Consider the following 12,822-nt stretch of genomic DNA (forward strand, 5'->3'; position numbering starts at 1 on the left):
ATCGACAGGTCGTCACGGTTGCGGATGGGGTGCTTCGACGCCATCTCGATCTTGCCACCGAGATGCATCAGGAACGTACGGTCCGAAACCTTGCCCAGCACCACGCCCTCGATGCCGCGCAGCTTCTCGACGATTTCGTCCGCGTGCTCGGTCGAGGTCGTCGCCATCGTGACGTCGATGCGCAGCTTCTCGTGGCCGGAGGCGGTCACGTCCAGGCCGGTCACCGAACCGCCCGAGGACTCCACGGCCGTGGTGAGCTGGCTGACGGCGGTCCCGCTCGCGGGGACCTCCAGACGGACGGTCATCGAGTACGAGACGCTAGGCGCCGTTGCCATGGCCGCTTTCCTCTGCTTTCCCTGTTCTTTACGTTTTCCCCGTCGCGGGAGCGCGACGTTCGATCGTCGCACCTACCGACCAGTAGACGGTAACCGGTCAAGAAGGCGCAAAAGCCTGTGCGAAAAACCGTCAGGGCGCCCCTCGGACTGTGAGGGACGCCCTGTGGAACGTCTGGTGACACCGACCCGCCATGCTCGCCTCGCGGCAAGTGGTCGCTCGAAGCGACGAAGGTTGGGCCCGGGGGCTTGGATCGAGCCGGTGTCGTAACCAGGCTAACAAACGCTCTCCCGAAAGTAATTCCTCCGGACCCGGCGGCCGGCCCGCACCGCCCGTTCGGCGCCGCGGGCCGGTTCCGCGGTCAGTCCCTCAGCAGGTCCGGCACCCCGTGCGCGTCCGGCTCGTCGCGCTCGGCGGAGAGCACCGTCAGCCGCTGTGTGGCACGGGTGAGCGCCACGTAGAGCACGCGCAGGCCCGCGGGGGACTCGTCCGCGATCTCCGCGGGCGAGACCACGAGCGTGGCGTCGTACTCCAGACCCTTGGCCTCCAGGCTGCCCAGCACCACCACGCGGTCGCCGAGCCCGGCCGCCCACTCGCGGGCCTCGGCACGGCGGCCCATCGGGACGACCACGCCGACCGTGCCGTCCACGTCGGCCAGCAGGTGCAGCGCCTCGCGCCGCACGGACGCGCCGAGTTCGGGACCGGCGACGGTGAACCGGGGCTCCAGGCCCGTCGAGCGCACGGCGCGCGGGGCCTGCATGCCCGGCATCGCCAACGCCAGGACCTTTGCGGCGAGTTCGGCGATTTCGGCGGGGTTGCGGTAGTTCACGGTCAGCTCGAAGCGGCGGCGCGGGCGGGTGCCCAGGGCCTCGTCGCGGGCCTCGGCCGCCTCGTCCGGGGTGGACCAGGAGGACTGTGCCGGGTCGCCGACGACCGTCCACGTGGCGGTACGGCCGCGGCGGCCGACCATGCGCCACTGCATGGGCGTCAGGTCCTGGGCCTCGTCGACGATGACGTGCGCGTAGTCCCGGCGCTCCAGGGCCAGCCGCTCGGCCCGCTCGCGGCGCGACTCCGAGCGCTGCGGCATCAGCTCCTCCAGCCCGGTGAGCTGGTCCAGCGGGTCCAGGTCGCGCGCCGGCCTCGGCCGGGCCGGGACGCCGAGCAGCGCCTCCAGCTCGTCCAGCAGCGCCACGTCGTGCACCGACAGCCGGCCCTTCCCTGCGGCGTCCAGGCGGCGCAGCGAGCGGGCCAGGAGCCGGACTTCGCGCGGGTTGAGCACCCGGCGCGACCAGCGCGACAGCCGCTTCTCGTCGGCCATGCAGGCCAGCACGCGGCGCGGGGTGAGCTCGGGCCACCAGGCGTCGAGGAAGGCGGTGAAGTCGTCCTCGGTGGTGATGTCCTCGTCGAAGGCGGAGCGTGCCTCGGCGGCGAGTTCGGGGTCGGTGTAGCGGCGGGGGCCGCCGGCCCTCGACCACAGGGCGTCGAGGATCAGCCGACGGGCGCGCGGCCGCAGGAGGTTGACGGGCGCGGTGCCGCCGAGGGCGGTCTGCCGGATGCGCTGGAGCGCGTCGGCGTCCAGCTCGATGCGGCCGCCGAAGGCGACGACGCGCAGCCGGCCGGGCTGGTCCGGCGTCTCCAGCGCGCCGCGCACGGCCTTGCGCAGCACCTTGAGCATGCGCGACGAGCCCTTGACGCGGGCGACGGCCGGCTCGTCGTACGTGTCCGCCTCGGCGCCGTCCACCAGGGAGCCGACCGCACGGATGGCGACCTGGCCCTCCTCGCCGAGCGACGGCAGGACGCCCTCGGTGTAGGCGACGAGCAGCGGCGTCGGGGAGACGACGAGGATGCCGCCCGCGTAGCGCCGGCGGTCCTGGTAGAGCAGGTAGGCCGCGCGGTGCAGGGCGACGGCGGTCTTGCCGGTGCCCGGGCCGCCCTCGACCTCGGTGACCGAGGCGGCGGGGGCGCGGATGACCAGGTCCTGCTCGGCCTGGATGGAGGAGACGATGTCCCGCATGGTGTGGCTGCGGGCCTGGCCGAGGGCGGCCATCAGTGCGCCGTCGCCGACGACGGGCAGCGCGGTGCCGTCGAGGGTGCTGGTCAGCTCGGGGCGCAGCAGGTCGTCCTCGACGCCGAGGACCCGGCGGCCCTTGGAGCGGATGACGCGGCGGCGCACGACCCGGCCGGGCGCCACCGGCGTGGCCCGGTAGAAGGGGGCGGCGGCGGGCGCCCGCCAGTCGATGACCAGCGGCGAGTAGTCGGAGTCCAGGACCCCGATGCGGCCGATGTGCAGGGTCTCGGCGATCTCGGCCCGGTCGCCGCGGACGGCGTCGTCGGCGGGCTCGACGGAGGTGTAGGCCCCGTCGGGGCCCTTCTTGCCGTCCTTGCCGAGGAGCAGGTCGATGCGGCCGAAGAGGAAGTCCTCGAACTCGTTGTTCAGCCGGTTGAGGTGCACCCCGGCGCGGAACACCTGGGCGTCCCGCTCGGCGAGCGCTCCCGGCGTGCCGACCTGGCCGCGCTTGGCGGCGTCGTCCATGAGGAACTCCGCCTCGCGGATCTTCTCCTCAAGGCGGTGGTACACCCGGTCCAGATGGTGCTGCTCGGCACCGATCTCTCGGTCGCGGACCCCTTCCGGCTCCTTCGCCGGTCCTGTCGCCACCTGCACGTCCGTGGCGTTCTGCGCGGCCACCCAGGCCCCCTTCTGCTGTGCGTAGGGCAGCCGTCAACCGTACGCGAACAGGGGTACTGAGCGCACCTGTCAGGACATGAGGGGTTTGCCACGATGGGTCATACGTTCTGCATGTTGACAGTGGCCAGATGCTGGCCATCGAGCGTACGGACCTCGAAGCGCGCGATCTCCTCGCGGTTGAAGGCCGTGCCGCCGTGCGTGTAGAGGGGCTCCTGGCCCCACTTGTCGCCGCCCTTGTCGATCCCGTAGCCGGAGGCCGGGACGGCCCAGGTGGTGACCGTCTGCGTCCGGCCGTTCTTGCCGACGGCGACGAGATCGCAGCTCAGCGGGCCCTTGACGTTGGCGAGCTTGAGGACGACGCGGGTGCCCCAGGGTTTGTCCATGAGCGAGACGGTCGCGTCGACGCCGGTGCCGGGGTCGACGGCCCCGTACTTGTCGCCCTCCTGGTACATCTGCTGGGCCATGCTCGTGCCGCTGCGGTCCGGCTCGCCCTCCGCCGTGACGGCCAGGGCCGCCAGCGGCCCGGCGACGATCATCGCGGAGGCCGCGCCGGCCAGACACACCCGCCGCACCCGCTGTCTGCGGCGGGTCACGGCGATGTGCTCCAGCAGCGCGGGGAGCATCTCGGGGCGGGGCGCGGGCCTGCTCACCGCCTCCTCGTGCACCTCGTGCGGGGGCATCGACTCCTTGTAGTCGGCGAGGAGCGGGGTCAGGCCCATCAGACCGTCGAGCTCGGCGGCGCACCGGGGGCACGCGGCGAGGTGTTCCTCGAAGCGGGCGGCGTCGGCCGCGTCGAGGACGCCGAGTGCATAGGCGCCGACGTCGGTGTGATCGGTGTGCCGTGCCGGCCCGGTCATGGCGTCACCCCTCGTTCCTCGAGCGAGACCTTCATCGAGCGCAGGGCGTAGAAGACCCGGGACCTCACCGTCCCCGGCGGTACGCCCAGCGCCTCTGCCGCCTCGTTCACCGTTCTTCCCTTGAAATAGGTCTCGATCAAGGCCTCCCGGTGGGCTTCGGAGAGATCGCCCAGCGCGTCGGAGATGGTCATCAGACGCAGCGCCCGGTCGATCTCGTCGGCCGCCGGGACGACGTTCAGCGGCCCCGCGTCGACCTCCTGCGGGCGTGCCTGCCTGCTGCGGTGGCCGTCGATGACGATCCGCCGCGCCACGGTGACCAGCCAGGGCCGGACCGAGGAGGGCGAGCCGCGCAGCCGGTCGGCATTGCGCCAGGCGCGCAGCAGCGTCTCCTGGACGACGTCCTCCGCGCGCTGGCGGTCACCGGCCACCAGCCGGGAGACGAAGGCGAGGAGCGGGCCCGCGTGCTCCGCGTAGAGAGCCCGCATCAGGTCCTCGTCACGGCTCGTCCTGTCGGCCACGCCCGCATCCTTGCGCACGCGTTCCCCTCGGGTCGAGGGCGTGAACACCCACGGAGTTTCCTTTCAACCGTGGGTACGGGCAGATGGCCGAATCCGTTCAGTCCCGTCAGTTCCCGGCCGTACGGGCCCGGTGCCGGGCGACCCGCTCCCGGTTGCCGCACACCTCGCTGGAGCACCAGCGCCGGCGGCGGCCCCGGGAGGTGTCCAGATAGACCAGGGAGCAGTGCTCCCCCGCGCAGCGGCGCAGCTGGCCGCGGGCGACGGGGTCGGTGAGCAGGTCCACGGCGTCCCGGGCGACCTGCCCGAGGAGCGCCCCGCAGTCGGGGGCGCCGGCGAGGCTGCGGACGAGGAGCCCGTCGGCGCCCCGGCCGGCCTGCGGGGCGGGCGGCGCGGTGGCGGCCAGCGCGTTGACCCGCTCCAGGTCGGGGTCGGCGGCCCGCCCGTCGACCTCGGCGTGCACCACGCGGTGCAGCAGGTCGCGCGCCGCACGGAACCGCCCGAGCCAGGCCGCGTCCACGCCGCCGAGCGGGGTGCCCGGGGGCACGATCCCGGCGCCGAGCAGCCACGCTCTCAGCCGTTCGGGAGTATCGAGCCGGTCCACCGGCTCCTCGCCGCGCCGCCCGTCGACCGTGGCCACCAGATCGAGGCAGAGCCGCCCGGAGTCGAACCGCAGCTCGTAGGCCGTCGCCGCCGCCATGCGCGTGTCACCTTTTCCTGTTGGGAGAGGCTCCCCCCGCCGCCCCCAGGGTGCCGGGTCGGACGCGCACCCGAAAGACCTTCGAGGCGCCTACGCCCGTACGCCGGGTGGGCGCCGGGCGGTTGACGGAGGGGGCGGTGCGGGGGTTGGCGTAGGGGTACGCCCGCTGTTCGGGCCAATTTCCCTGCGCTGGCCGCGACTTGGGGTGCTCGATCCGCTGCATACCCCGCGTGAGGCTTGCTGCGCAACCGGTGGGTGATTGTCGGATCTTGGGATCCACTCGGGCCCGTCCGCGATCACGCCGCTGAGCTGGGAGGACGCTGCTCCGTTCGAGAGCGTCGGGCCGTGGCGTCCTGGAATTGACCGTCTTCTCCCCGCTAAAGAGGTACCGGCCCGCTGGCGAGCAGTCGGCGGGTCCGCCCTTGGCCAGGTGGCGATTCGAACCTCCAGCCACCGGCACGGGCGCTGACGACCACCCACCAGACTGCTAACTTGCAGATTGTCAGGGACCGTTGAGAACCTGGCCGTCTGGGAAGGACCAGAGATCGTGGCTACTCCGGGAGCCGTGGTACAGCGGCGACAACTGCGCGCAGAGCTCAAGAAGGCTCGCACCAAGGCCGGTCTCACACAGCTCGAAGTGGCTGCACGCATGGACTGGAGCCCCTCCAAGCTCATCAGGATCGAAGCCGGTCAGGTCGGCGTGTCCCGGAACGACCTGCTGGCGCTGCTCGATGCCTACCGGGTGTCCGGCCAGGACAAGATCGACTACATTCTGGAACTGGCGCGTGCCAGCCGCCGCATGCCCTACCGGGAATACCGCGGGCTGTTCGACAAGTCGACCATGGACCTTCTCGAATACGAGATGGCCGCGTCCATCGTGCGCTCCTTCAACCCGCTGCTCATTCCGGGCATGCTGCAGACCGAGGAATACATGCGAGCGCTGGCCGTGACCTGGTCGCCGGACATCACCGGGGAACGGCTCGACCGCTTTGTCGAAGCCAGGCAGCAGCGGCAGGAACTGCTGGAGCGAGAGGAACGGCCCGAGTTCTTCTACATCCTCGACGAAGCGGTGATCCGCCGCTGGATCGGCGGCCCCGGGGTGATGCGGGCACAGCTGCAGCACCTCAAAGAACTCGCTTCCCGGCCCGGTATCTCCATCCAGGTCCTCCCGTTCAGCATCGGCGCCCACGTCGGCCTGCGCGGTTCCTTCGTCCTTCTGGAGTTCGATGCGGAGATGGACGAAATCCTCTATCTGGAGAATCCGCTCGACGAACCCACATTCAGCGACGACACCGACAAGACCAGCCGGTTCCTGGAGACGTTCTGGGAGCTGGAGCGACTCACGCCACGAGAAGACCTCCCTCGCCTGGTGGACCACGTGATCGAGGGAATGAGCGAGCCGTCGATGGCCTCCTCGTCAACCGAAGAGGACGAACAGGCGTAGCCGAAGCAATCCGTCCCCCGTCGGCCGCCGCGAACAAAGTGGGTGACCTGTCACAAGCAGGTTGATATCGGAGCGATTCGTGAAGAGCATAGCCAGCCGGGCACGCGCCTACGACTTGCGGCATCATGGCCGATCATGATGACGAGTCCAACCCGCAGCGAAACTCCGGGGTTTGGGCTCTCTGGGACATCGTCAGGGAAGTTCTGCACAGCGTGGTGTCCGACTCGCGCAGGACACGCAATCTCATCCTTCTGATCAACATCACCTTGCTGTGTGCAGCGATCTTCATTGCCGTCGTCGTGGCGGCGGTGCTGACGGTCTCGGTCTGGCTGTCGTCCCACCACTCCGGCTGGCTGGAGGCCGCGGCCCTGACCGCCGGCGCCGGAACGGTCTCAGGGGTGCGCTACCTGTGGTCGCGCACCCCGCGCAGAGTCACCGCGGCGCGCCGAGGCCGTCGGCGTCGCGGCCGCGTCGAGGAGGAAACAGACCGGCCAGCCGACTGATCAGCGGCGGTGCGATCCACCCCGCCGCAAGCATCACCAGCACCGAAGTCAGCACGTGCACCAGGACGTTGCCGTCGACGACGGAAGCCGCGAGCTCCCCCGCCCCCGCAGCTGCGACGCCCGCGGCCAGGACGTACACGCTCCACAACAGGGCCTTGGCGCTCCTGGGCGGACGGGCTGGAGCCATGGCATCTCCTCCGGCGCGACGGGGCATGCCCTCGGACCCAGACTAGGGGATGGGCCCGGAGGCCGGAACCGTTGGTACAAACAGTGTGCTGGCGCTATATATGCGGGAAAGTACCGAATCTCGCAGGCCTTCTCTGATCGCCGATTCATTGCCACCCTGGAGGGAATACCGACCCTTGGGTGACGACCGGGAGGGGGCTCGCATGGGCGACCAGGACTCGCGTCCACGCTGGCGGAGGAGCAGCTATTCCGGAACCAACCGCGACTGCGTGGAAGTGGCTTTCACCGACCGGGCCGCCCAGGTACGCGACTCGAATTCCCCCGATCGCCCCGCCATCTCGTGCTCCGCCCGCGCCTGGGCGGAATTCATAGCCGAGTTATGCGGATAGTCCACCGCGAACTCGCACCACACCACCTTGCCGGGGTCGCGCTCGCCGACGCCCCACGTGTCGGCGAGCATGTCGACGATCCGGAGGCCGCGGCCGCCGTCGGCCAGTGCCTCCGGCGGGAGGATGCGGGGGCACCCGGCGCCGCTGTCGTGCACCTCGATGCGGAGGGTGTGGCTTTCGAGCAGCCACAGGTGGAGCAGGAATCCGCGCCCCTGCGGGACTCCGTGCCGGAGGGCGTTGGTGACGAGCTCGCTGGTGCAGAGCGTGATGTCACGGGAACGGCCTTCGATTTCCCATCGTTTGAGGGTTTCCCTGACGAACTCCCGTGCGGGCGCGATGGCTCGCATGGTGCGGCGATAGAACCTCTTGCGGAAGAGGGGGAGTTCGGGTTGCTCGTTCATGCGGCAACGGTCGCAGGGGGTTACTAGGGTGGGCCAGTGCGCGGGAGCGTACGGATCCGGAGTACGGCTTCCATTGCGGTGACGCGCGTTTGAGGGTGGGGAGTTGGCTTGCATGCAGACCCGGAAGAACAACAGGCAGATCTCATCCACTCACATCATCGGCGCTCTCCTCAAGCAGGTCCGTATGAATGCGCAGCTGACGCAGCGCATGCTCGCAGAGCGTGCATGCGTACACGAAGAGACGATCGCATCGATCGAACAAGGCCGACGAGTACTGATGCCGAAGTTGGCCGAGCAGCTGGATCGCATCCTCGACACTGGCGGGGTTCTCGCGGTCGCTGCTCGGAAAGCCCTCGTGCAGGACAACTTCCCAGTGCTGGTGCAGGCGTTCATGGAGTACGAACGGGAGGCAATTGCTCACTCATCGTACGAGAACGCGGTCGTCCCTGGGCTGCTCCAGACCGAAGCCTACGCTCGCGCAGTATTCCGCACCGCAATCCCTGCCCTCAGCTTGGACGAGATCGAGCGACGTGTAGAAGTCCGCATGGAGCGCCAGCTTCTCCTGCACCGCGAGGAGCCCATGACGGCGAGCTTCATCGTCTGGGAACCGGTGCTGTTGAGCCGAATCGGCGGTCAGGACGTCATGCGCGAGCAGGTGCGTCACATTCGAACCTGCGCAGACCTTCCCGGGGTATCCGTCCAGGTCTTGGAGCTCGTCTGCGAGAGTCACACGGGGCTCAGCGGACCGTTCGTCCTTCTGGAGACTCCGGACCACCAGCACCTCGCGTACACGGGAGCTCAACGCAGCAGCCGTCTCATCGCCGACCCGGACGAGGTCAGCACTCTCGCACAGAAGTATGGAATGCTGCGAGCACAGGCCCTCAACACCAAGGACACCAAGGCCCTGTTGGATCGGCTGCTAGGAGAGACATGACCAGCGCCCAGCCTCCCACATGGTTCAAGTCGAGCTACAGCAGCGAAGAGCGCGACAACTGCGTCGAAGTAGCCCCCTCCCCCGCCACCGTCCTCGTCCGGGACTCCAAGAGGGTCCCGGACGGTCCGAACCTCACCCTCACCCCCGCCGCCTGGGCGGCATTCACCCGCTCCCTCTAGCAGCGGCTAGGACACCCGAGCCACGCTCAAGATCACGCTCGGGATCAGCGGCCCCTCACTCGGCTGGGTCGCATCGAACTTCACGTCATCCCCCTTGGCCTTGACCCGAAGTACATCCCCCGCCTTGAGCGGGGTGACGGTCTGGGCCACGACCACGTGCGTGCTGTGCGCAGCAGCCTGGCACAGGCGGACGCTGCTGTTGGGTACGTCCTGGTCGTTGACGTTGAACCACGTGTCCGCGCAACCCCGCGTCGGGTCCTTGCCGCGCTGGACGCCGCCCTCCTCGGTGAAGACCTGAGGGGCGACGACGATCATGTACATACCGTCGTGCTCCACGGTGACCGAGTCCTTGCCGGCCGTGAGGCCGTGGATGCCGTCCACGTGCTCGAACTGCACGGCCTTCACGTTGCCGTTCTGCTCCTGGTCGATGCCGGAGGACAGCTGGGCGAAGTCCGAGCCGCCGTGCGCGGCGAGGGACGGCGGAGGAGCCGCCTTCCCGGTGCCTGCGGTCACAGCGACAGCGGCAACGGCGGCGGCCGCTGCGGCGAGAGCGGCGAAGGTGCGGGGCGCGGACACAGGGAGCCTCCGATATGCGGATACCCGACAGAAACGGCAATAACGTATTGGCGCGGTATGCCCGATGTGAATCGGAACGTCAGTGCAGCCGACACCTCTTTCGGATGAGGCCTCCGGGTGGGCCGTGGCTCCGAACGACACCTGTGGCGACCGGAATTGCACCCGGTTCGTACCCGAACCGGTGGTTTGGCGGCGTCCTCGGCTGCCGTCGGATCCGGCGGCAGTACAACGGTCACACCGATCACGTCACTCCCGAGGAGAATGCATGCGCCTGAGGTTGACCGCCCTCGCCGTCACCGCCACCGCTCTGCTGGCCACGGTGATCGCCGCTCCCCCGGCAATCGCGACGGCACCGGCCCACCCACGCGCCCAGCTGCTGCACACGGTGCACCACTTCGAGGGTTCCAACTGTGAACCCCAGGGCGGACAGCACCACCTCTGTATGTTCGGCGACCATGACTTCAAGGGCGGCGGTCTCGCCCTGGAAGAGGGCGCCAGGATCCCGCGCCTCGGCGACTACAACTTCGACAACACGATGTCGTCGTGGGCGAACAACACCCAGTTCACCTGCCACTGGTTCACGGACAACGACTTCAAGGGCACAGAGCACCGGATGAACCCCGGGGACCGGGTGGACCTCCCGTCCCAGGACGACAACAACGCCTCGTCGGTCTACTGCGAGGGCTCGTCCCACTGAGGCGCAGGAGCTGAGCGCGGCGGTGCCCGGCACCGCCGCGCTCACGCGTCAGTCCACCGCTTCACCCGGCGGCAGCCAGAAATCGGCTGACGGCGGCGCCAGCCACCCCCGCTCCCCCGCCAGCTCCGCCGCCGCGCGGCGCAACGCATCGAGCCCCGCGTGCCGCAGCCCCTTCCGCCACACCATCGCCACCGGCGACAACGGCACCGGGTCGACCAGCGGCCTCAGCGCCATCCCCGGCACCGCGATGAACTCCTCGCTCGCCAGCACCGACCAGCCCCGTTTGCGCACCACGCGCACGAATTCCTCCTCCCCCTCCAGCCCGGGGAAGGGCTCGGCCGTCCGGATCCCGCGCCCGGCGAAGAGCAGCTCGGCGAGCCGCGTCCACTCGGCGGTGGCCTCGTTGCCCGCGGCGGCGTACAGCGTCTCGCCACGCAGGGCGGCCAGCGGGACCGACTCCCGTGCCGCGAGCGGATGATCGTCCGGCAGCAGCACGGCCATCCGCTCCAGCCGCACCGGCATCGACTCCAGCCCGGCGCGCACGTCCGCCGACAACCCCGCGGCCCACCCGAAGGACACGTCGAGCCGACCACTCAGGATCTCGTGCGCCGCGCCCGTCAGCCCGCTGTGGAAACGGGTGACCAACTCGACGTCCGGCGGCACGGTTTCCCGCGCGCGGGCGAGTACGCGATGCCCGGTCGTCATCGTCCCGCCGGTGTCGACGAGCAGGGGCCGGCCGCTCTCCCCCGCGCAGGCCGCCGCCAACTCCTCGTACGCGGCGAGAACCCGGCGGGCGTACGGCAGCAGCCGCGCGCCGTCCGCCGTGAGCGTCACGCTCCGCGTGGTACGGACGAACAACTCGGCGCCCAGCAGCCGTTCCACCCGCCGGACGTCCCGGCTGAGCGCCTGCTGGGCCACGTACAACCGGGCCGCGGCACGCGTGAAGTGCAGCTCCTCGGCCACGGCGACGAATGCGCGCAGCAGGCGCGGCTCTATGTCGATGTCATGGGGCACGCAGGGCAGTTAACAACACCCGTGCGTGAATGCCCACTGATCAGGTGTTGGACCGCGGGGACGGGCAGCGGCGACCGTAGAGACATGATCCGGTTTCTCGCCTTCCCGCCCCAGTACGCCCCGGCCCCGTCTCAGCCGTCGCGCAGTGTCCGGCGGCGGCGCCTCACCAGCACCACGCCCGCCACTGCTGCAACACCCGCCAGTCCTCCTGCACTTGCCCCGGCGATCAGGGCGGTGTTGTCGAAGCCGCTCTCCTCCGCGCGCCGTTCGATCCCCGCGACGATCAGGTGGCCGGTCCGTTTCACGCGGCCGTGATGGCTTATGACCGTCACCGGGTAGCGGCCGGTCGCCAGGTCGTCCCGCAGGCGGGCCGGGCCGAAGTAGCGGGGGTCGTCGCCGTCGCCGGCCTTGCTGTCGTCGCGGCGCAGCGGGACCGGCTGTTCGAAGGCGGGGGACGTCGCGGTCAGGCGGTCCTCCTCGCCCGGATCGGGGGACGCGTCGCGCCACAGCACGTTGACGGTGCCGCCGGCCGTCGCCCGGTGGCCGCCCGTGCGGGCGGCGCCGGGGTGGGCGGTCGGGGCGAAGAAGGCGGGGCCGCGGGGGTGGCCGACGTAGTCGCGGTCGCCGGGGCGGGCGGCCCGTACCTCCAGGGGCTTCTCTCCGACGGTGCGGCCGCGGGCGTCGGTCAGCGTGACCTTGTACGTGCCGTCCTTGACCTTGGCCGGCAGGGTCACCAGGGCGGTGAACATCCGCGGGTTGTTCCAGTCGCTGCTCTCCGGGTCGTGGACGAGCCGGACCGGCGCCCGGAAGGCGGGCGAGGAGGCGGTGAAGACGTCGCCCGTCTCGCCGGGCCAGAGGTCGTCGTACGAGATGCCCTGCCGCTCGCCGGGGCGCAGCACCTCGCCCTCGGAGGCCACCTGGAAGACCGGCCGCTGGGCCGCCTTGACCTCGACGTTCTCCTCGGCGACGACCTTGCCGCCCGCGTGCACGCGCAGCGGGTACGAGCCGGGCCGGACGGTCATCGCGACGGCGGGCCGCGCGTGGTGGCCGCGCTCGCCGTCGTGACGGTACGGGGCGAGGCGCACGGGCCGCGGGAAGACCGGTGAGGTCACTGTGACGTCGCCGTGGGCGCGGAGGCCCTGGACGTCGATGTCGATCAGTTCGCCGGGGCGGTTGTCGAAGGCGCCGTTGAGCAGCAGGTGCACGCCGCCCGTCCCGTCCCCGGCCCAGGCCCCGGGGGAGGCGCCCAGCCACAGCGCTCCCGCACCACCCAGGACGACCACTGCCGTGCGCATACGGTTCACGGCGACACCCCCTTGTCGTTCTGTTAAGAGGGCCGGGAGGGCCTTCGGGTTGCACGGATCCGGGACACGACGAAGGCCCCGTCACCGGTGCGGTGACGAGGCCT

At 70.3% G+C, this 12,822-nt stretch carries 14 protein-coding genes and 2 pseudogenes; 6 read left to right on the top strand and 10 right to left on the bottom strand.

Going from position 1 to position 12,822, the window contains the following annotated elements; translation table 11 throughout:
- The 5 genes and pseudogenes from ACWD4B_RS28450 to ACWD4B_RS28470 form a co-directional block, all read right to left on the bottom strand.
- Positions 1 to 335: pseudogene (locus ACWD4B_RS28450) on the bottom strand (NAD-dependent malic enzyme); the annotation flags it as partial.
- 359 nt (positions 336 to 694) lie between these two features.
- Entirely contained in the window at positions 695 to 3,019 is a 2,325-nt protein-coding gene (locus ACWD4B_RS28455) for a HelD family protein (protein ID WP_451423438.1), read from the bottom strand.
- Between the two features lie 98 nt (positions 3,020 to 3,117).
- Positions 3,118 to 3,876, bottom strand: a complete 759-nt coding sequence (locus tag ACWD4B_RS28460) for a zf-HC2 domain-containing protein (RefSeq protein ID WP_451423439.1) — start codon at positions 3,874 to 3,876, stop codon at positions 3,118 to 3,120.
- Entirely contained in the window at positions 3,873 to 4,412 is a 540-nt protein-coding gene (locus tag ACWD4B_RS28465; protein ID WP_451423440.1) for a sigma-70 family RNA polymerase sigma factor, read from the bottom strand. The genes ACWD4B_RS28460 and ACWD4B_RS28465 overlap by 4 nt, the downstream gene beginning before the upstream one ends.
- A gap of 88 nt (positions 4,413 to 4,500) precedes the next feature.
- On the bottom strand, positions 4,501 to 5,091 hold the full coding sequence (locus ACWD4B_RS28470) for a CGNR zinc finger domain-containing protein (protein ID WP_451423441.1): 591 nt from the start codon (positions 5,089 to 5,091) through the stop codon (positions 4,501 to 4,503).
- 547 nt (positions 5,092 to 5,638) lie between these two features.
- Here ACWD4B_RS28470 and ACWD4B_RS28475 point away from each other — a divergent pair.
- Together ACWD4B_RS28475 and ACWD4B_RS28480 are read left to right on the top strand one after the other, a co-directional pair.
- Complete coding sequence (locus tag ACWD4B_RS28475; RefSeq protein WP_336416575.1) at positions 5,639 to 6,535, top strand: helix-turn-helix transcriptional regulator; 897 nt, start codon at positions 5,639 to 5,641, stop codon at positions 6,533 to 6,535.
- A gap of 125 nt (positions 6,536 to 6,660) precedes the next feature.
- Positions 6,661 to 7,038: a hypothetical protein gene (locus ACWD4B_RS28480; RefSeq protein WP_451423442.1), complete on the top strand. Its 378-nt coding sequence runs from the start codon at positions 6,661 to 6,663 to the stop codon at positions 7,036 to 7,038.
- On the opposite strand, the gene ACWD4B_RS28485 is transcribed toward ACWD4B_RS28480, so the two are convergent.
- A complete protein-coding gene (locus tag ACWD4B_RS28485) occupies positions 6,968 to 7,225 on the bottom strand; it encodes a hypothetical protein (protein WP_451423443.1) in 258 nt (85 codons plus the stop codon). The two genes, ACWD4B_RS28480 and ACWD4B_RS28485, sit on opposite strands and share 71 nt — an antisense overlap.
- Positions 7,226 to 7,427: 202 nt before the next feature.
- Between ACWD4B_RS28485 and ACWD4B_RS28490 the strand changes: the two genes are divergently transcribed.
- Complete coding sequence (locus ACWD4B_RS28490) at positions 7,428 to 7,613, top strand: DUF397 domain-containing protein (protein WP_451423444.1); 186 nt, start codon at positions 7,428 to 7,430, stop codon at positions 7,611 to 7,613.
- A gap of 29 nt (positions 7,614 to 7,642) precedes the next feature.
- On the opposite strand, the pseudogene ACWD4B_RS28495 reads toward ACWD4B_RS28490, so the two are convergent.
- A pseudogene (locus ACWD4B_RS28495) lies at positions 7,643 to 8,128 on the bottom strand (ATP-binding protein); the annotation flags it as partial.
- Here ACWD4B_RS28495 and ACWD4B_RS28500 point away from each other — a divergent pair.
- Both ACWD4B_RS28500 and ACWD4B_RS28505 read left to right on the top strand, forming a co-directional pair.
- Complete coding sequence (locus ACWD4B_RS28500; protein ID WP_451423445.1) at positions 8,127 to 8,948, top strand: helix-turn-helix domain-containing protein; 822 nt, start codon at positions 8,127 to 8,129, stop codon at positions 8,946 to 8,948. The pseudogene ACWD4B_RS28495 and the gene ACWD4B_RS28500 overlap by 2 nt on opposite strands.
- Positions 8,945 to 9,127, top strand: a complete 183-nt coding sequence (locus ACWD4B_RS28505) for a DUF397 domain-containing protein (RefSeq protein WP_414168932.1) — start codon at positions 8,945 to 8,947, stop codon at positions 9,125 to 9,127. Before ACWD4B_RS28500 ends, ACWD4B_RS28505 begins: the two co-directional genes overlap by 4 nt.
- Before the next feature lie 6 nt (positions 9,128 to 9,133).
- Here ACWD4B_RS28505 and ACWD4B_RS28510 read toward each other — a convergent pair whose 3' ends face one another.
- Positions 9,134 to 9,703 (bottom strand): hypothetical protein, encoded by a 570-nt coding sequence (locus ACWD4B_RS28510; protein WP_336416570.1) that lies wholly within the window; start codon positions 9,701 to 9,703, stop codon positions 9,134 to 9,136.
- A 265-nt stretch (positions 9,704 to 9,968) separates the two neighbouring features.
- Here ACWD4B_RS28510 and ACWD4B_RS28515 point away from each other — a divergent pair, with 265 nt between their 5' ends.
- The gene (locus ACWD4B_RS28515) at positions 9,969 to 10,400 is read left to right on the top strand and encodes a peptidase inhibitor family I36 protein (RefSeq protein ID WP_451423446.1); all 432 of its coding nucleotides are present in this window, start codon (positions 9,969 to 9,971) and stop codon (positions 10,398 to 10,400) included.
- Positions 10,401 to 10,448: 48 nt separating this feature from the next.
- Here the strand turns inward: ACWD4B_RS28515 and ACWD4B_RS28520 are convergent, their stop codons facing one another.
- On the bottom strand, positions 10,449 to 11,414 hold the full coding sequence (locus ACWD4B_RS28520; protein ID WP_451423447.1) for a LysR family transcriptional regulator: 966 nt from the start codon (positions 11,412 to 11,414) through the stop codon (positions 10,449 to 10,451).
- Between the two features lie 131 nt (positions 11,415 to 11,545).
- The gene (locus tag ACWD4B_RS28525; RefSeq protein ID WP_451423448.1) at positions 11,546 to 12,718 is read right to left on the bottom strand and encodes a hypothetical protein; all 1,173 of its coding nucleotides are present in this window, start codon (positions 12,716 to 12,718) and stop codon (positions 11,546 to 11,548) included.
- Between the last annotated feature and the right edge of the window lie 104 nt (positions 12,719 to 12,822).

The sequence above is a fragment of the Streptomyces sp. NPDC002536 genome (genome assembly GCF_053594995.1).

Excerpts from the sequence above, each read along its gene's own strand:
- ACWD4B_RS28460 (WP_451423439.1), bottom strand. The coding sequence starts at position 3,876 with ATGACCGGGCCGGCACGGCACACCGATCACACCGACGTCGGCGCCTAT.
- ACWD4B_RS28470 (WP_451423441.1), bottom strand. The coding sequence starts at position 5,091 with ATGGCGGCGGCGACGGCCTACGAGCTGCGGTTCGACTCCGGGCGGCTC.
- ACWD4B_RS28480 (WP_451423442.1), top strand. The coding sequence starts at position 6,661 with ATGGCCGATCATGATGACGAGTCCAACCCGCAGCGAAACTCCGGGGTT.
- ACWD4B_RS28485 (WP_451423443.1), bottom strand. The coding sequence starts at position 7,225 with ATGGCTCCAGCCCGTCCGCCCAGGAGCGCCAAGGCCCTGTTGTGGAGC.
- ACWD4B_RS28490 (WP_451423444.1), top strand. The coding sequence starts at position 7,428 with ATGGGCGACCAGGACTCGCGTCCACGCTGGCGGAGGAGCAGCTATTCC.
- ACWD4B_RS28500 (WP_451423445.1), top strand. The coding sequence starts at position 8,127 with ATGCAGACCCGGAAGAACAACAGGCAGATCTCATCCACTCACATCATC.
- ACWD4B_RS28505 (WP_414168932.1), top strand. The coding sequence starts at position 8,945 with ATGACCAGCGCCCAGCCTCCCACATGGTTCAAGTCGAGCTACAGCAGC.
- ACWD4B_RS28515 (WP_451423446.1), top strand. The coding sequence starts at position 9,969 with ATGCGCCTGAGGTTGACCGCCCTCGCCGTCACCGCCACCGCTCTGCTG.